Below are 17,613 nucleotides of genomic sequence, written 5' to 3' on the forward strand. Positions count from 1 at the left end.
AAAGTCTATCACGCGGATTTGTCCGCTTCTTATAACATCGGAGCTCGCTACTTCATTCGGGCTTTTCAAAAATCCATTTCGGAAACAAAATGGTTGTCACTTCAGGCAAAAGTTCCTGAACTGGCAATAAGGACATCCCAGACCTTGTCTTCGTTCATTAGTCTTCATCATGCACTCGGGCTTCCGCAGGAAGCTTAATCCGCTGATGCTGTACTGTATTCAAGATAAGAGATGCTCCATCAAAATCTTTGATTTAGGTGGAAAGGTTCACTAATTTAAGTCTAAGTATGTTTGAGTCAGTGAATTCTTCTCTGACTGGTACGATGAAATAAGCATAATGACGATAGTGAAAATAACAGAAGCGCTTACGAGTCCTGTTAATAGTGTTGCAAGATTCACTTTTCTAGCATGAACTAACCGCTTCATTTGTATCTCCTTAATTTTCGAAAAACTATCTGCTAAAATAATTTTATATTATATTATTAAACATGCCTATTAAAATATATATTTTATACATCTTTTGCTATGCTTGATTTTTGGACCATTGCCTTCAGGTTTTTTGATTCTTTCTCTTTATATTTACTTCATCGCTTAACGGCCACACTCGTTTACTTCTGGAGGTAATAAAATGTTTGCAAAAGGAATGTTTGCCCTATCAATGGCTATTTTCGGCTCAATTGGGCTTTTTTCAGTTAAAACCGCTCTTCCTTCTTTTGAGCTGGTTTTTGTACGCTGCTTGTGTGCAACGATTTTGCTGGGAGCTATCTGGGGCCTTCAGTCAGCTAAAAGTCGGAAGGAGGATAAAGTAACTGTCCCTCTCCGTGAATATGGACTTGCCGTACTTTGCGGTGTTTTTCTTGTTACCAACTGGTTATTTTTTTTCCGCTCTTTTGAAGTAATGTCTATTACGGCAGCGGTTTCCATCTATCATCTGGCTCCTGTAATCGTACTGCTTCTCGGTTCTTTTCTTTTTAAGGAAAAAGTAACGGGGCTGGGATGGGTGTTTTTCTTTGTCTGCTTTTTGGGCACATTGCTTGTCGGGGGGATTCATCAGCATGCCTCGATTGCTGAATTTTTATCAACCGGTGTGTTATGGGCTTTTTTTGCCGCGTTTTTTTATGCCTTAACCTCTATAACAGGAAAAGGCATAAAAGTACTCAGTCCTTTACCGACCACCTTGATTCAAACAAGTCTTGGCATTTTACTGCTTCTTCCATTTGTTGAGTGGTCACATTTTACTCACCTTACGCCGGAGAATTGGCTGTATGTCCTGATCACCGGCTTTGTCCATACAGGACTGGTCTTTTACCTGTTTTTTCGCAGCCTGCGCCAACTAACGGCTCAAGCTATCGCTGTACTTGTTTTTATTGATCCCATTGTTGCTATTTTACTTGATGTGTTCATCCTCCATCATCGTCCGGATATTTATCAAATTCTCGGCATTTTTCTTGTACTTGCGGGAATGAGCTATTCTCCAAGAAAAAAACAAAAGCTAAATGAAAAAGCGGCTTAAAAACACACTGAAGGGCATAAGCGGCGTTGAGAAGAGATTTTTTTCTTGCCTCTTATGCCCTTACCTGCACCATGTTGAATTTAATTAAAAGGGTAACGTTTGGGGATAGCTTCCTTTTTGAAAAAACGCGGCCCGGCAATTCGTTTTCTCCTTTTTCCTTATTATAGCCATTTACTTTCTGAGTATCTTTTACCCCCGGCATAGTATCGACGATCGACTTCTCTTCCACACCCCGCACCGCTGTACTGCCAATATGGAAGATGGCCGTTATTTGTTTTTCAAAAATGCAGGAAAGGGAATGGCTTTTTTTTCAAATAAAAAGGTCCTGTTTTCCTGGCAGGGACGACATACAATCACCTTTTTTATTTTCCTTCCTGCTGGTGGTCTTCTGGAATATATTCTTTTTTCTCCTCATGAAACGCTTCGTTTGTTTGACCGGCGATATAATCAAAAGGCGTATAGGAATGACCTGGAATCTCTCCTTTCCAAATCATTTTGCAGGCGACAATGCTGACTAATATGACCATGATCAACGTTAACGCCGATGTAAAATACAGCATAGCCACTCTTCATCCATTCCCTGTCTGTGTATTTTTTATTTCTTCAAGAAGAGAAATCATTTGTTTATTTTGCTCGATTAGCGTTTGATTTTGCTGCCTAAACTTTGTGAAATCAAATAAGAAGATCATTAAAATGATAACAACAAAAATTTCCACTTTCCCACTTCCTTTTCAGTTAAAAGAGACATAATGATTTTTTCACATCTTAACATAAGTATCTTAATCTTTTCCACAAATCTCTTTATTGTCCAAAAAAAGGAGAACAACTATTATGTAAAAGCAAAAAACTCTAAAAGTCAGCCTATCAAAGGCTTTTCTTTTAGAGTTGACGTCATGACATTTCTGTTAGAATAAAGCTCTCTAGATGTCAATTTATTTGTTGCCTTTTGCCTATTTAAGCAACGTTCATCGTTTAATAATCTGAAGAGTTTTTGGATAGTTTGTTAATGTTTCATGACCATCCTTTGTGATGATCACATCATCTTCAATCCGCACGCCCCCCACTTGAGGCACATATATGCCCGGTTCAATTGTGTACACCATTCCTTCTTTTAAAACCCCGTCATTGTCTTTGCTCATTGACGGAAATTCATGAACGTTAATTCCCAGTCCATGGCCAATTCTGTGCGGAAAATATTCGCCGTATCCGGCATTCTCAATAACATGTCTGGCTGCCATATCCAGATCACCAATGCGTGTCCCTACTTTACTTTTTTCTAATGACGCTTTCTGTGCTTTCAAGACCGTTTCGTAAATTTCACGCTGCTTTTCGCTGGCATGTCCAAAGGCTACGGTACGTGTAATATCTGAACAGTATCCATCTAACACAACACCCAGATCAAATAAAACAAAATCCCCCTCATTTAACTGGCGAAGACCGGGGTTCCCATGCGGGTCTGCTGTATTGTCTCCAAATAAAACCATTGTAGAAAATGACATTTCACGAATCCCTTTTTTCTTTAAATGGAATTCAATTGCAGCCAGTACTTCCATTTCGGTTACGCCTGTCTTTAATGCTTCTACACCCACCTGAACGCCGTAATCTGCTAACTCAGCTGCCTTTTTTAAAACAGCAACCTCAGATGGCTCTTTTATGGCACGCATTTTATTCAAGGCTTCTTCCGCCGCATGTAAAAGGACATGTGGATACAAATGGAAAAACGCTTCTGCCCGGGCATATGCCAGCGTATCTTTTTCCACCGCAACAGCGGCTGCTTCTACTAGTCCTCGTTCATACAAGAATCGTTTTATCCCATCCCATGGATTTTCGTGGTCATAATAGCCGACAATATCATACGCCCATCCAGCCGCTTTTGCCTGGCCTATTTCCATAAACGGACAAACTAAAAAAGGCTCAGCTTCCGGAAAAACAAATACGCCCATTAAGCGCTCATGTGAATCTGCATAAAAATTTGTCAGATAAAATACATTTTCCTTTGAGTGAAGAAAGGCCATATCGTACTTTTTCTCTTGCAGCCAGTCCCTAACATGGTCCAGTCGTTTTTTTGTCATGTAGAAAACTCCTTTTTTGCCTTATAACGATTTTTACTGTCCGCCTGTATAACCAAGAAATATACATAGCGGGCACTTATCGTGATATTAAAATGTTTGCTTTATAAGCGTATCATTTTTTTCGCTTTCATATAAAGTTCTTGATTCGAACTTTTGTTTTTTTAATAAAGATACTGGGTATGCTTCTTATATACTGAGTAATCAATTAAAGGAGAATTCAAAATGAGCGCTTTATTGAAAAAGTATTTCCTCGTTAGTGGTATTGCCATTATGCTAACAGCTGGACTCGCTGGCTGTGGAAACCGGAGCGGAGAAGATACCGATACAGAACTTGAGCAGGAAGATTATCCAAAAGACAACCACAGCAATGTAGATGAAGAAAATGACCAAAATAAAGATATCAACAAAGACGAAGATGGCGAAACAGGAACAGATGAAAATGATGAAGACGAGAATGAGGAAGAAAACGAAAATCAATAGTAGTGAAGACCAGCAGTCATGCTGCGAATGACAGGCCAGGCTAATGGGCTTACCTTTGAATACGACCCCACAGGGCAAAATGAATCACCAATCTTATAATTGAAAAACATTCTCGGTATCCTTGCTCCAGACTCCTTCATTGAGGAGAACAAATAAAAACGCCTTTACGTTAAAAACAGGCATTGAATACTTGTTTTTAACGTAAAGGTTTTTTTCGGTAGAAAAGTTTGTTATCTAACTGAGACAAAATGAAAACAAAACCCTGGTTTTTTCTTTATTAATCGGATTCCGTCACGATTAGTTGTTTATTTTTAAGCACACAAAAAAGACACTCCTTTTCGAGTGTCTTAGTCTATTGTCAGCTCATTTGTTTTTTCATAGTAGTCTCTAGCCGCTTCTAGCATTTGTTCATATACAGCTTTATTAAACCATTCCTCTGGAACAATCGTTGCAGTAGTGTTGGTTGGAAAAGTTCCAATATACATATTACTGATGGTTAACTGCACAAACTCATCGGGAGAAGCTGCAGCGCTTTTATTAATTATTTTGTGATCGTTAAATTTTTGAGCAAGGAATTTGTAAGCTTCGTCTGCTTTCCCCATCGTTTCATAATTAAATGAATGATGCATTCCTTCACCGTTAACTTCTAAGGAATATGTTATCCCTTTTTCCATTTTCTCCACCTCCCGTCTATCATTTTGATTAAAAAGTAAACCTCTAATCATCACCATCCCGTGACAGTAGCTTTATTCCCCGTAATTCACCTTTCATAACCCCTTTCAATAGATACCCCTGTTAACCGCATGGCACATTCAGCATGGAACATAGCAGCGCACAATAAACGCTTTTTAAATACAGCCATATTCTCTTAATTCAGCCTTATTGCGTTAATTGACTTCTCCTATTCCTTTTGCAAATTATCATGGTGAGTCAAAACCCTTAAAAGGCTATCGATGATTTTAAAAAAATCCTACTTCGTTTTTCTTCTTTTTCAACAAAATAAAGGAGGTGCGTCTTTTGTTTGTTACTGTTTCATTTGTTTGAGCTTCATCACTACTTTTAAATGAAGAAAAATATTACTGTGTTTGTTCCATTCCTCTTTTTATAAGAAAATATTCAGATGGTTTGAACAGAAAGTCCTCTTTGTTTGTACGCCCTTTCCTGCACGACCAAAAAAATCTTTTTATGAAACCAGAAAGAAGCTGTTTTTTTCTGAGCGGACCGAACAATTTAGCAAGGCTGCTTCAATCGTGTTTAGCGTTACCTTATATCGGTATGTCTTATTTTAATAACGCTAGTTCTAGTTTGCTAAGTACTTCTAAAAAGGATCTACCCATATCAATGTCTTTTATAGCCAGACAACTGCCAGTCTGTTAAAATAAAATGGCGAATATTATTTTAACATCCGGGGACTTTTTTATTTATCATTCCTTTAAATAGGTATATGTTCGTTCATAAATTCGTCTGCACTTACCTATTTTTTTCTTTTCGCCGAGGCTGTCTCGGCTTTTTTTATTTTTCTGTATAAAATATTTTTATTTAGAACATACTGGTGAGGTAAGACTTTCTCATCCCTGTGAATCGCGCAGTCAGAGCCCCCTCTGACTGCTTTTTATGTTTTTCACTTCATACAAACAGCCAGATGCCGTTTTTAGTGCTATTGCTCCCTTTTAACCCGTTTCCTATTCATAGGATGTCCAGCCATTTCATTGAAATTTTTTACGCTTCACACAAATACTGGTTTCATATTCTTTATTTTGGGTGTACAATTAACCCATTAATTGAAATCGCTTACATAAAAAGAGGAGGTTTTTCAGTTTGTTACCAATCGAGTTGATTGGATGGATCTTATCCATCATTTTAATGATTAGTTTTATTGCTTCATTAGTCTTTTTATCAAAAAAGCCTGTATTTTTTTCGGAATCCGAATATAAAGCTGCGCAAAAGAATCACCAGAATTTCGCTGGCAAAAGTAAACGATTTCAATAAAGCGCTTCTTGCGCTTTTTTACTATGTAGTTTGAACGTATTGTTTTTTAACGAGGAATAGATCTTTATTCATCTTTCTTTTAAATAAATGTATTGTTACAACAAGCAACCCGATAGACAAAAAGGAACTAGTAACTTTAAAGTTAAAAACAACCAAATCAACTATCTGGCTAGCTTGCCACATTTTCCTGTTAAACACGCTTTTAACCTTTCGACTTCTGCTATTTCTATGTCTTCCACATCCTGCCTATTATTACGTTATAAATAGTGTGTGAACTCACTTATACATTCCCTTCTTTAGCTTTAAACACAATTAACCTTTTAGTTAGTAACTTATCTCTTAAATTTGTCTATATTTTGAACTTTTAACGTTTTTATAGAATATGAATTAAAGATGTATTTATAATGAATCTTATGTGAGTCTTTTTTTATAAAGGAGGGATCAGCCTTGAAGGAAGTAACAATTATCTTACATAATGAAGTAGGACGTTTAATAAATGATTATATAAACTGCAAAAATCCGAAAATAAAAAAACAAATTCAAAGCGATATTAAGCTTTTAAATGAAGCGATACTACTATGCTTAGCTGAGAATCCAGCATAGAAAATGTTATTTTCTTCTTTCTTCTTTCATTTATTCATTTTTTCAAAATATTAAATATGCTTTAATTTGAATGCTGTTATTTTCTTCTGCTTTAAATACCGTTTAGAGCAATTCAAGCGACGTTACAGGAGTTTTCCTTTCCTTTTTAAATCCTTGCTGTGTCTCTCCTGTTCATTTTTTAAAAGTAGCATTATTTCCTTATTTATCAAAATACATATATTCAATACTATTTATATGTGGAACACCTGTATATTGAATACGCAGACGACATTTCCAAGAGTTTGACATATCTTAAATCAGTTTAGACGGTTAATCGATTTGGCTGTACCCTTTTTATCGCTCAATACTTATTTGTCGATCAGCTGGAACGCTTCTTTCTACATCACAATTAAAATTGATAGAAGCATAAAAATCTGCTGTTTCAGACACTTAAAGAATTTCATTTGTCATTAACATATGGTCAAAAATAATTGTCAAAGAAGGCACTGTATCTTATTTATAGCTATTTGGGCGGGGAGCTTATCCATAAAGAAATGCAACGGGCTCTACTTTAATTTCAACCGATGATTCTTCTTGCGCCTCGTGTTTGACCGCTTCAATCCATGATTCATTTGCTTCTATCTCGCCACCTGGCAAAGTATAATGAAGTCCATGCTTATTATTAAATTCCACTAACAAAATTTTCTCATTTTGTATAATGAAAGCATTCACTCTCACTCTTATGGGGTACTCCATTTTCTCACTTCATTTTTAAAGGTTCTTATATGATGGTGTGCGTATCATCGCAGATTAAGCCGGGTGTCAGGCGATCCGTTTCTACTGAGTGCCTTCATATAATAAACTCGATCCGTTCATTTTTGCAGCATTCCTACACCTCATCTGTAAAAGGAATGCAGGCAATAAAAATTCTTTTATCTTTACAAAACTCTACTGCTAAATGGGGTTGCAATTCTTTTTTAGCGTTTCAATATACTATATCTAAGATTACGCCCACTTCTTTACATAAAAGAGCCAGTAAAATCAGTCGATTTTTCTGGCTCCTTTTGTAGACACCTGCAAATATATTTATTTTTGTATTTACGCGCAACCTGTTGATTGACGAATCGAGTAAAATGTATTTAAAAACTTGGATATTGAGCATGATCCATAAAAGGATGATGCTCACAAATATTCTCTCAGTTGGTTCGGGGTTTTTTAAGCATTTAATTTATTACTTACTTTTCTCCAATACAGCAAAGTAATTTTCTTCAGTATCAGCAAAGTTGAATACTTTTCCAGAAGGCATATTTACAATTTCTCCCGCTTTAACATTTTTTCTGGATAAATCACCGTGTAATTGTTCAAGATTTTCTGAAAAAAACAGTAAAGAAGGCGTACCAAGATTTAACTCAGGTGACATTTTAGCAACGAATTCTTTATTGTGCAGAATAATACTTGTTTCTGAATCCTTTGCTGGAGCAATTTCAATCCATCTCATTCCTTGACCGTTATCTTCTTCGGAAACAACAGTAAATCCTACTTTTTCCGTCCAAAAACGCACTGCTTCATCCTGGTTATTTACATACAGCATAATTTGACCGACTTTACTAATCATGCGCTTTTTCACTTCCTTATTTAAGTAAATGCCAACCCCGCTACTCTTTTCCCGCTACACGACTTTTAACCTTTTATCTTACTATTCGTTAACCGAAAGAAAAATCCTTCTAACAGAAATGCTGTCCCGCTAGTTTATTATTTCTTACTCATTGCAGAGTAAGAGAAACCTTCTCCTTTGTAATGCAAATTTTTTCGTGATATCACATTTCCACCGGTAGGTTTACCCACTTATATCCAATTCCCCAGACCGTTTGGAAATGCTCACCAATTGGAAACCCGGCTTCACGTATTTTTTCACGAACATTTCGTACATGTGAGTCAACCGTTCTTCCTTCTGTTTCCGTATCGTACCCCCATACCAATTCTAATAGATGGCCGCGTGCAAACACTTTATTTGGATGTTTCATTAAAATGCCAAGCAGAGCAAACTCTTTTGGCGTCAGGCGAACGAATTTGTCTTTATATGAAACCTCAAACTGATCTTCATCCCACAGCAGCCCGTTTATTTGAATTTTTTTTGAGGGAAGGCTTCTTCGCAAAAGTGCTTCGATTCGAGCAAGAAGTTCCTGTTCTCCGAAGGGTTTTGTTACATAGTCATCTGCCCCAAGCCGAAGACCCTTAACAATATCCTCTTCTTGCTCACGAGCCGTCAGCATGATAATCGGCACAGCAGAAAAAGCCCGAATTTCCTTGCACACAGTCCATCCGTCCATACCGGGCATCATAATATCCAACACGATGAGGTCCACCGATTCCTTTTTCATTAATAACAGTGCTTCCTCACCATTTCTGGCTTTTAAACATTTGTATTGATGCGGTTCCAAGTAAAGAGCAATCAAATCGAGCATTCGCTGCTCATCATCTACCAGTAAAACTTTATACATTCCAATCCTCCTTACGTTTAAGCCGAACTATTGCTTCCGTACCAACCCCTGTCTCACTTTGAATTTCAAGAAGCCCGCCATGTGCTTCCACAATTTCCTTTGCAATCGACAGGCCAATCCCAAACCCACCACTTTCCCTTGATCGTGACTTTTCCACACGGTACAGGCGATCAAAAATAAACGGTATCTCATTCTTAGGAATACCGATGCCTTCATCCTTTACCTGAATGACCACCTCATTACCTCTTTCCAATACATTGATAGAGGTAGAGAAACCCGCCTGGGAATATTTACGTGCATTGTCGAGCAGATTAAGAAGCACCTGCTGCATTCGCTCCATATCGATCATTACCTGAATATTTTTTTTGCCTGAGACTAATAGTGACTTTCCCTCTCTTGCAAAAGAAGCGCTGACAAGATTTGTCGCTGATTCAATCAGTTCATCCAGGGATTCTTCTTTTTTAAGGATATGAAATTCATGTTGATCCATTTTGGCCAGTTCAAACAATTCTTGAATAAAGCTTGTTAAACGAGTGGTTTCTTCCTGAATAATGGTCGCGTATTTTTCTTTCTCCTTTTCAGACAAGCCAGGCCGGTTTAAAATGTCCGAATATCCTTTTATATAAGTTAATGGTGTTCGCAGCTCATGCGAAATGCTGCCGAGGAATTCATGCCGTGTTTTTTTCAGCTGATCAAGATCTTTTGATAGCTTTGTAATCGCAGCTGCCAGTTCACCCAGTTCATCATTTCGGTCTATCATCAGGTCCACTTGATGATGGCCAAGGCTCAATTGTTCTGTTGCTTTTTTCATTTTAATCAGCGGAAGAGTAATCAAACGAGACAGTCCCAGGATCGTCACCACGGTTAAAGCTACTGTAATTACCCCTGCCCAGAAAAACTGCTTTTGCAAATTGTCTACCATTCGTGCAATACCTTCTGTATCTGAAAACATAAATACATGTCCAAAATGATCTCCCTCTTTCATCACTGGACTATCTGAAGCAATATATTTTTTTTCACTCCAGTGTGCTTCAATGACTTGACCGTCAGCAGGCATGGACGCAAAATCCGTATTATCCATAACGGTTTTCATCTCGGGTTCAATTGGGTCAGAGTGAATTAAAACCTGTCCTTTTTCATCCGTCACAATCACACTGAAACTTGATGCAGCCTCCATCATCCCCACATGCTCCATTGTTTCTTTTTTGAAGCTCATCGCTAAAACAGCGCTGTGTGTTTCCCCTCTCGCCAGCAAACTTTCCATTACTTCATCCACTCGGTCATTTACCAGAGTGGCATACAATGTATAAAACAAAAGTGACTCAATCAGCAGAATACAAGCAAAAAATAAAAAACCAATTTTTAATGACAATTTTGTAAACACAGGGTGCCCCCTATTCTTCTGCATGGTTCTACTCTTATTATAAAAGGAAATTATTTGTTTTTTGTGCAGAAAAAATGAAAAAATGCACAGGAACTGCAAAAAGTTTGGGTAAGGTAGACAGGAAGATAAAATGAACAGAGAGGATGGTTTAAATGACCAAAAAAACAGGCATGTTCGTTGGCACAGCCCTTTTCGCCTCATTTTTGCTCACAGCCTGTGGTGATACAGAAGAAGCAAATGGAGGAGCCAAAGCTGAACCAGCGGAGCAAATAGCAGAAGAAGATACACATTCCGGACATAACATGAATCACTCTGGCAGCGGCGAGGTTCCAGAAGGCTTAGAAGAAGCAGTAGACCCCGCTTATCCAATCGGTTCAACAGCTATTATTCAGCACGCCCATATGGACGGCATGAAAGGTGCAGAAGCCACAATTGTTGGGGCATATGATACGACAGTGTACACCGTTTCATATACACCAACAAACGGCGGCGATCCGGTTGAAGATCATAAGTGGGTTATTCATGAGGAAATCAAAGACGCTGGCGACAAACCTTTCGTGGCTGGAGATGAGGTGACACTGGCGGCAAACCACATGGAAGGCATGGAAGGAGCTTCTGCCATGATTGATTCCGCTGTTAAAACCACCGTGTACATGATCGATTTCACTGGAACAGATGGTGAAAAAGTGACGAATCACAAATGGGCCACAGAGGACGAATTAACGGCTGAATAACGGAAAACGATTCACAGAATAAAGCGACTGGCCCTATTTTTAAGAAAACTATCAAAAATGGGGCCGGTCTTTTAACATATTGAGTTTTTCTGCTGCTACAGGATATCAATCTTTTATGCCTCGTTAACTCATTGATCTGTTTTGAACTTTAAAAAAATATAAAGGTAAAAAAGCTCTCTCATTGAAAGCCTAATTCTTGCGCGACACTCGGATCAAAATATTTTAAAACAAATTCTTTTTCCTGTTTATCAGTGGCAATTCCTGTTGCAGCGCCTTTATTTCCCTGCAGTCTTGTATGCAGGTAATTATGTTCATCATCAATCGCGCTAAAATTGCCTTCCTGCCACCTTTGTGCTACATAAAGCAAATCAGGGTCATATTCTGGATGCTGATTTAGGTAATCTACCAGCTGTTTAATGGATGACGGTGTCATAGGAACAGCTCCCCATACATCTTCCGCTTGAATCTTCTGATGGGTCATCAAATGCATAATACCAACGACATTTAATTCCGAGTAGCCAAATTTTAGCTCGGCACTGTTCTTTACAATACCATCTACATATATATTTTCTCCTTCAACAGCGCGAACGTCTACACTCTTGCCTGTTTCCGCTTCATATTTTGCTGCAATGGCCCTTTCCCTTTCTAACTCTCTTTCTCTTGTTTCCGGTGTTCTCGCGTTTTGAGCTTTTGTTGCCGGGTCATTGAACCCTTCGATTATTCTTGTTTCCTTTTGCTCCATTTTATTTGTCTGGAATTCTTCATTTTCAAGCTGCTTTACAGCTGCTTCCTGAGCTTCTTTTTCTTTTGCCTTCTCTTCTTCCGATGGCAAATCAGTTTTATATAATGATACAGATTTTATAAGTTCAACAGAAGACTGGCTCGTTTATGCCTTACTTTCATTGTATAAAAGAATACCCGAGACAGTAATACCAGCTATACCTAAAGCCAACGTCACACCTGCGATAGATTTTTTATTCATCTTTTCACCTCTCCATTTTATGGATAGACCTTACTATATCATAATCTAAAGATGGCACTGTTTAAACTCTTTTTGTTCCCCTTTTATCTTTTGGGTGGTGGCTATCCGCAAAGATCTTTTTAAAAATTATCATTAGTAAAATATGAAAGTTCAGCCGAAGCGGGAGAAACTTTACGAAAAGCAGCTATAAGAGATGTGAACAAAGAAGCAGAGTACGATATCAATATTGCTTTAATCTTTTTTAATTTCATTGAACATAAACGAAGAAAATAGTTTAAGCATTTTATTTTTGCTTCCATATGTATTGATGTCTGCCAAAGAAGATTTTAAGGGTGAGGTCTTGTTAGATAGCCGCGTGAGCCTGCTAGTAGTGGCCTCTATTTAATAAAGAGTTATGAATTTATGTAACAACCATTTAGGTCTTTAAGCTATATTCGTGATATAATTAAGGTAGTAATCGCTTCCATATAGTGTTATCAATCATTCTGTATATTACATTTTTTGAGGGGCTGTTGAACATTGATAATAGAGAGTAACCCATCAATTACAAAAGAACAAACCATTTTTAGCCACACGGGAAACTACATTCAAACCGAAGATAGAAAAATAAAAATCATTGCTCGTTTAGAGGAACCACTAATTGTCCTTTTAGGAAATGTATTAAGTGACGAAGAGTGTGATGAGCTTATTACACTGTCAAAAGACAAAGTACAGCGTTCAAAAATCGGGGCTGCACGTGAAGTCAATGAGATGAGAACAAGCAGTGGCATGTTTTTCGAGGGGGATGAAAGCGATCTCATCACTAAAGTTGAAAAAAGGATATCCTTTATTATGGATATACCAATTGAGCATGGAGATGGTCTTCACATTCTTAACTATACTCCCGGTCAGGAATATAAAGCTCATTTTGATTTTTTTTCTCCAACAAGTACAGCATCAAAAAACAACCGAATCAGCACTCTTGTCCTGTATTTAAATGATGTGGAGCAAGGTGGAGAAACCTTTTTTCCTAAGCTGAATTTCTCAGTCTCCCCACAAAAGGGGATGGCGGTGTATTTCGAATATTTCTACAACGATCACGATATAAATGAACTCACTTTACATGGTGGAGCACCCGTTATCATAGGAGAAAAATGGATTGCGACACAATGGATGAGAAAGCAAAAATTAAGATAAAGAGCAGAGATCTTTACAGGTTAATCGAAAAAGCCATATCAGTTTCGATGCTGATACGGCTTTTTCGTATATTTAATTCCACGAATAAATAAAAGGTAAAAAGTCTTCCGCCAACGTTAAAGTTTCAGTCGTAGAAGAAGGCGAGTCCATGAACAAAAAGCCGTACCCGCAGAATCGCTAATATAGTCTCTACTTTTAAATACGCTTAAGCAGCTTCTACTAGAGATTTAAACTTATCAAGCAAAAGAATACGCATGAAAAAATAAATAGATAAATATATATAGCAGCCTTATTTAGTATCGGAGGATACATGCTTTGTAGTCAACACTTCTAAAGCATCCTTTACCTTTTTTGCAAATCGGATTGGCTTTTCAATTTTTTCAAAATGGATATACATCAGCCTTGGATCCTCAAACAACCAATGATTATGAAAGCCGGTCACAATAATATCATGTTCAAGAAGCTCACTAATGAATGGATTGAGCTCTTCTTGCAGAATCACTGTTTCCCCACTGCAAAGGGCTCTGCCATCTGAAGACAACGATTCAAAGACAAACATTTGTGGAATCAATAAAAATGACCTTCCTTGCCTTCCTAGAACCCGGGGCATAATATTTGTACGAGATTTCATTACCATACAAGCCCCGTTTTCAAATGTATGCATGTCGCCATCTAAAATTTGATTGAACTCCTCACAAAGTTCTTCTCCCCGTTTATTCGATGTTCTTTGTTTTCCTCGTGAATCTCCCATATTTCGGTTGGTTAAGACGTTTAAGGCTCCTCTTACTTTTCTGGCAAAAGATAAAGGTTCATCAATGGATTCGAAATGCATATACATCAATCGTGGATTTTCAAACAACCAGTGATTATGAAGGGCGGTTACAATAATGCCCTCTTCACGCAGCCTCGCCATAAATGGGTTTGCTTCTTTCTGCAGAAGGACCGTTTCACCAAGACACAATGCTTTTCCGTTTTCATCAAGGTTTTCAAAAGAATATGCCTGAGGCACAAACATAAAGGAATCAGCTCGCCGGCCTAGTACAACCGGATGAATATTTGTCCGGGATCTTGTTGCAGTACAAACGCCATTAATAATAGAGGGAGTTGCCCCCAGAATTTCGGCAAATTTCTCACATAGGTCATCAGGGCGAATATTGTGCATGTTATCCAACTGCAAACCATCTCCCAAATAAAATTTTCTCGTTATTTTATTCAAGAAGACACATGAGGGTTCTGGATATCCTGCGAACCACTAAGTAGTAAAAATGAAAACATAAGTGCATACATTTTCAATAAATTTAATCCGAGAATACATAATCCCCTTCTTTAATTTGATTTTTCTCAAACCATCCAAGATTTACTTCAATTGCATAACGATAAGAAATTTCTGGATCATAAGTATGGCATTCCTCTTCTTTACAAGGCGTCATATCCAGTATTTTAAGAATCTTACCATCCGAATCAAGAAAAGCAATAGATAAAGGAATTAAGGTATTTTTCATCCAGAAACCGCCATATGTTTTTTGGGGAAACATAAATAAAATCCCCTCGTTTTCGGGTAATGTTTTAACAAACATTAATCCCTTTTCTATTTTTTCTTGCGTATTTGCAATTTGAACAGTTAATGTAACTTCTCTTTCTCCACCGATTATTTTTAGCTTTCTTTTCAATATATCCCCTCGCCTTCAGTAATTGTTATAAGCTGAAAAGAATATGGGTATCTTTTACAAAAGAAGTTCATGGTCTTTTATTTCTCTGTTTCGCAAAAAATATTTTTCCCCTTAACTTTTTTCGAAGCAACAATCTTTATATACATATGATCGTTCTTGCTTTGCCAACCAAAGAGATCATCTGTTGGTAGCTTTTATCCTCTGCAAGCGTTTCTCCTTATTAAAGCAAAAAGATCGTCTTCCTTCAGATTACATAACTGAAAGAAGCGATCTTTTACGTTTTTAACACTTTATTTTTTTGTATTACAAAGAAATAGTTAACTGAGAAAAAGAACTTCTTTTTTCAAGCAAACAATCTCGGACAGTACTTTACGCCCTCTCATATCTTTACACTTTGGCTACATTCACCCGACCGGAAAAAAAGACGGCGCCTCCTCCCATGTCGGATAAACGGTCTGGAGTCAAGGAGTTTACCAGCTGTTTTGTGCCAGGCACATCTGCCCACAGACCTTGAGAAACAACGACACCGGGCAGAACCTGCCTGCCGACAGAGACGGTAAGACGGCACTCTCCGCGGGAATTCCATACTCGTACTTCTTGCTCATCTTCTATACCGGACGCTTTTGCATCTTCTATATTCATATAAAGCCGTGCCTTTTTTTCAAGCTGCGTATGTTTTTCATTATTTGAAAACGTCGAATTTAAAAAGTTGTGATTGGGTGCAGGTATAAATATATACGGAAGCTCTTCATCCTGCTTAATAGGTATATAAGTCGGCAGCGGCGGATAGCCGTCTGCTTTCATTTTTTCAGAGTACAATTCAATTTTCCCGCTGGGAGTCGACAATTTCCCCGGAAGAATCGGCTTTACGTCCGCTCTCATAAACTGCTTTTCTAGGAGCGCCTCGTAATTTATTTTTTCTATAAACGGGTTTTCTGGAAAATCGAGCGCACGGTTGATCATTTCGGCATCTGTTTCTCGAAATTCAGGCTCTTCAAATCCCATTTCTTTAGCAAGGAGACGGAACACTTCTACATTTGATTTGGCTTCTCCGTATGGCTGAATAACCGGCTGTTGAATTTGAATAAAATGGTGCCAGTAAGACGTAAAAAAGTCCGTGTTTTCATAAGAAGATGAAGCTGGCAGGACGATATCTGCATACTTGGCTGTTTCGGTTAAAAATAAGTCATGAACCACCAGGAAAAGGTCTTCCCGCTCCAGCCCTTTTCTTACTTTGTTTCCTTCAGGTGCCACTACCGCCGGATTTGTACTGTATACAAACATTGATTTAACCGGACGTTCAAGCTCTGTTAATGCCTGTCCGATCTGGTTCATATTGATGCGGCGCGCAGCTTTATGCTGGAGGAAATCCGGACGCTGCAATGCCTCTGAATCAAAAGCCAGGTAACCTGAATTGGCTTTGATCGCGCCACCGCCCTGTTTAAGCCATTGGCCGGTCAAAGCAGGCAGGCAGGAAATTGTACGTATGCACATGCCGCCATTGTCATGGTGCTGCAGCCCGTTTCCAATACGGATAAAAGACGGTGATGTGGTACCATACAGACGGGCAAGCGAATAAAGATCTTCTACCGAAACCCCGGTAATTGCTGCGACTGTTTCTGGATCGTACTGAACTACATGCTTGCGCAGTTCTTCATATCCCACTGTGTACTTTTCTAAAAAGAATTGATCCACTGCATTTTCTGCGAATAAAATATGCATCATGCCCAGAGCCAGTGCTGCATCAGTACCCGGTTTAATTTGGATAAACCAGTCTGCCATTTTTCCAGTTTGATTTTCGTGTACATCAATAACCACAATTTTGGCTCCATTTTTTCGTGCTTTTTGTGCCAATACAACCTGATGCATATTTGTGCTGACAGCGTTCACTCCCCAAAAAACGATTAATTTAGCATGTATCGTTTCTTCGGGATTCGTCCCCTTACTGTCACCCATTGTGTACCGGTATCCGGCTTCACCGGCCGACTGGCAGATTTTCCGGTCAAGCTGAGAAGACCCGAGCTTGTAAAAAAAGCGCCGGTCCATACTTTCTGAATTTAACACTCCCATGTTGCCATAGTAACTGTATGGCAGAATGCTTTCTGGCCCTTCTGTTTCGATTAATTTTTTCCACCGGGATGTGATCATTTGAAGCGCTTCTTCCCAGGTAATCCGCTCAAACTGGCCTTCTCCTTTTTTCCCAACACGCTTCATTGGATAGGAAAGCCGCTTTTTATCATAAAGTCGTTCGCTGATATTTCGAACCTTATTGCATATGCTGCCCCGCGTTACAGGGTGATCCGGGTCACCTTCCACTTTTATAATTTTGCCATTTTTCTTATGAATCAATAGACCGCATTGGTCCGGACAATCAAGTGAACAGACGGAAGGAAATATACCATCAGGCTGATCTTTATAAGCGTACATGTCCATCCTCCTAATCTTTTCATTTGTGTATAGATGATTTCATCATATCTTACCTGTAAAATCACATCAACATAGGTTCTTATTATTACTCTACAAATACATT

At 38.4% G+C, this 17,613-nt stretch carries 19 protein-coding genes and 1 pseudogene; 6 read left to right on the forward strand and 14 right to left on the reverse strand.

Annotation, left to right across the window (positions count from 1 at the left end):
- Positions 1–198 (forward strand): annotated as a pseudogene (locus VP97_RS24285) (RNA-guided endonuclease TnpB family protein); the annotation flags it as partial.
- 72 nt (positions 199–270) lie between these two features.
- Here the strand turns inward: VP97_RS24285 and VP97_RS24055 are convergent.
- On the reverse strand, positions 271–426 hold the full coding sequence (locus tag VP97_RS24055; RefSeq protein WP_156153568.1) for a hypothetical protein: 156 nt from the start codon (positions 424–426) through the stop codon (positions 271–273).
- Between the two features lie 202 nt (positions 427–628).
- Between VP97_RS24055 and VP97_RS19755 the strand changes: the two genes are divergently transcribed.
- Positions 629–1,513, forward strand: a complete 885-nt coding sequence (locus VP97_RS19755; protein ID WP_050183880.1) for a DMT family transporter — start codon at positions 629–631, stop codon at positions 1,511–1,513.
- A 52-nt stretch (positions 1,514–1,565) separates the two neighbouring features.
- Here the strand turns inward: VP97_RS19755 and VP97_RS23490 are convergent, their stop codons facing one another.
- From VP97_RS23490 to VP97_RS19765, 4 genes are all read right to left on the reverse strand, one after another.
- A complete protein-coding gene (locus VP97_RS23490; protein WP_082220463.1) occupies positions 1,566–1,799 on the reverse strand; it encodes a GrpB family protein in 234 nt (77 codons plus the stop codon).
- A gap of 76 nt (positions 1,800–1,875) precedes the next feature.
- On the reverse strand, positions 1,876–2,073 hold the full coding sequence (locus VP97_RS19760) for a DUF3951 domain-containing protein (RefSeq protein WP_050183881.1): 198 nt from the start codon (positions 2,071–2,073) through the stop codon (positions 1,876–1,878).
- A gap of 9 nt (positions 2,074–2,082) precedes the next feature.
- Positions 2,083–2,229: a hypothetical protein gene (locus tag VP97_RS24290; RefSeq protein ID WP_172656820.1), complete on the reverse strand. Its 147-nt coding sequence runs from the start codon at positions 2,227–2,229 to the stop codon at positions 2,083–2,085.
- A 249-nt stretch (positions 2,230–2,478) separates the two neighbouring features.
- Complete coding sequence (locus tag VP97_RS19765; protein ID WP_050183882.1) at positions 2,479–3,585, reverse strand: M24 family metallopeptidase; 1,107 nt, start codon at positions 3,583–3,585, stop codon at positions 2,479–2,481.
- A gap of 222 nt (positions 3,586–3,807) precedes the next feature.
- Between VP97_RS19765 and VP97_RS19770 the strand changes: the two genes are divergently transcribed.
- Complete coding sequence (locus tag VP97_RS19770) at positions 3,808–4,065, forward strand: hypothetical protein (RefSeq protein ID WP_050183883.1); 258 nt, start codon at positions 3,808–3,810, stop codon at positions 4,063–4,065.
- Between the two features lie 347 nt (positions 4,066–4,412).
- On the opposite strand, the gene VP97_RS19775 is transcribed toward VP97_RS19770, so the two are convergent.
- A complete protein-coding gene (locus VP97_RS19775; RefSeq protein WP_050183884.1) occupies positions 4,413–4,739 on the reverse strand; it encodes a hypothetical protein in 327 nt (108 codons plus the stop codon).
- Between the two features lie 1,762 nt (positions 4,740–6,501).
- Here VP97_RS19775 and VP97_RS24295 point away from each other — a divergent pair.
- Positions 6,502–6,657: a hypothetical protein gene (locus VP97_RS24295; protein WP_172656821.1), complete on the forward strand. Its 156-nt coding sequence runs from the start codon at positions 6,502–6,504 to the stop codon at positions 6,655–6,657.
- 519 nt (positions 6,658–7,176) lie between these two features.
- Here the strand turns inward: VP97_RS24295 and VP97_RS19780 are convergent.
- The 4 genes from VP97_RS19780 to VP97_RS19795 all read right to left on the reverse strand — a co-directional run bounded on the left by VP97_RS19780 (position 7,177) and on the right by VP97_RS19795 (position 10,521).
- Positions 7,177–7,392 (reverse strand): NUDIX domain-containing protein, encoded by a 216-nt coding sequence (locus VP97_RS19780; RefSeq protein WP_156153569.1) that lies wholly within the window; start codon positions 7,390–7,392, stop codon positions 7,177–7,179.
- A 475-nt stretch (positions 7,393–7,867) separates the two neighbouring features.
- Positions 7,868–8,251, reverse strand: coding sequence for a VOC family protein (locus VP97_RS19785; protein WP_050183885.1), 384 nt, complete (start codon positions 8,249–8,251; stop codon positions 7,868–7,870).
- Positions 8,252–8,453: 202 nt separating this feature from the next.
- Positions 8,454–9,137: a response regulator transcription factor gene (locus VP97_RS19790; protein WP_050183886.1), complete on the reverse strand. Its 684-nt coding sequence runs from the start codon at positions 9,135–9,137 to the stop codon at positions 8,454–8,456.
- Positions 9,130–10,521 (reverse strand): sensor histidine kinase, encoded by a 1,392-nt coding sequence (locus VP97_RS19795; protein WP_050183887.1) that lies wholly within the window; start codon positions 10,519–10,521, stop codon positions 9,130–9,132. Before VP97_RS19795 ends, VP97_RS19790 begins: the two co-directional genes overlap by 8 nt.
- 152 nt (positions 10,522–10,673) lie before the next feature.
- Between VP97_RS19795 and VP97_RS19800 the strand changes: the two genes are divergently transcribed.
- Complete coding sequence (locus tag VP97_RS19800) at positions 10,674–11,255, forward strand: YdhK family protein (RefSeq protein WP_050183888.1); 582 nt, start codon at positions 10,674–10,676, stop codon at positions 11,253–11,255.
- 178 nt (positions 11,256–11,433) lie between these two features.
- On the opposite strand, the gene VP97_RS19805 is transcribed toward VP97_RS19800, so the two are convergent.
- Entirely contained in the window at positions 11,434–12,087 is a 654-nt protein-coding gene (locus VP97_RS19805; protein ID WP_050183889.1) for a DUF6241 domain-containing protein, read from the reverse strand.
- Between the two features lie 675 nt (positions 12,088–12,762).
- Between VP97_RS19805 and VP97_RS19810 the strand changes: the two genes are divergently transcribed.
- A complete protein-coding gene (locus tag VP97_RS19810; protein ID WP_425388503.1) occupies positions 12,763–13,413 on the forward strand; it encodes a 2OG-Fe(II) oxygenase in 651 nt (216 codons plus the stop codon).
- Positions 13,414–13,702: 289 nt separating this feature from the next.
- On the opposite strand, the gene VP97_RS19815 is transcribed toward VP97_RS19810, so the two are convergent.
- The 3 genes from VP97_RS19815 to VP97_RS19825 form a co-directional block, all read right to left on the reverse strand.
- Complete coding sequence (locus VP97_RS19815) at positions 13,703–14,575, reverse strand: DUF1259 domain-containing protein (protein WP_050183893.1); 873 nt, start codon at positions 14,573–14,575, stop codon at positions 13,703–13,705.
- Between the two features lie 136 nt (positions 14,576–14,711).
- A complete protein-coding gene (locus VP97_RS19820; protein ID WP_050183891.1) occupies positions 14,712–15,083 on the reverse strand; it encodes a DUF192 domain-containing protein in 372 nt (123 codons plus the stop codon).
- Between the two features lie 387 nt (positions 15,084–15,470).
- Entirely contained in the window at positions 15,471–17,510 is a 2,040-nt protein-coding gene (locus VP97_RS19825; protein ID WP_050183892.1) for a molybdopterin-dependent oxidoreductase, read from the reverse strand.
- Between the last annotated feature and the right edge of the window lie 103 nt (positions 17,511–17,613).

This window comes from Domibacillus robiginosus (assembly GCF_000966195.1).
Taxonomy (GTDB): domain Bacteria; phylum Bacillota; class Bacilli; order Bacillales; family Domibacillaceae; genus Domibacillus; species Domibacillus robiginosus.